1 pseudogene is annotated in these 556 nt (G+C 66.0%); it reads right to left on the bottom strand.

Annotation, left to right across the window (positions count from 1 at the left end):
- Positions 1 to 556, bottom strand: a pseudogene (locus FK530_RS26155) (esterase); the annotation flags it as partial.

Raw genomic sequence — 556 nt, 5'->3', positions numbered from 1 at the left:
CCGCGAAACGATCCATCACCGCGGCGATCTCGCCCCCGCTCACCCAGTCGTAGGGCGTCCCCGGGTGGCCGTGGAGTAACACCAGAACGGGCAGTAGCGGGCGGCGGGGATCCAGGTAGGCGGGCGGCAGGTAGATGAAGGCGCGTCGAGTCACAGGGAAAGAGGAAAGCCTTCCGGGAATGTCCGCCTGCGCCAGCGTGCCGTGGACACTCGGCCGCTTCGTGGGGGTCCAGTTCTCGTGAAGGCTGCGGCCCGCGATCGCGCGCTGCGGATCGCGGACCGGCCCCCCGATCGACGTGAAGTCGCTTTCGCCGGAGATCGGGAGAGAGAGCGCGAATCGAAGAGTGGGATAATGACCGTAGTACCGGTTGACCTCGCCCGCTGCCACGGTGAGAACGATCAACACCGACACCGCCGAGGCGATCCAGCGTTTCCACGGCGCTCTCCGCGCTCGAAGGACGCCGAGGCCGATCGATCCGAGTCCGACGCCGATCCATACGACAACCAGGATGGGTGTGGGTGTGTACAGGTGGTAGTCGATCAGCCTGTTGACGAC

The organism is Tsukamurella conjunctivitidis, from assembly GCF_007858475.1.
GTDB classification, from domain to species: Bacteria; Actinomycetota; Actinomycetes; order Mycobacteriales; family Mycobacteriaceae; genus Tsukamurella; species Tsukamurella conjunctivitidis.
Note: the sequence above shows the minus strand (reverse complement) of the source record. Positions and strands in the feature narration are given on the sequence as shown.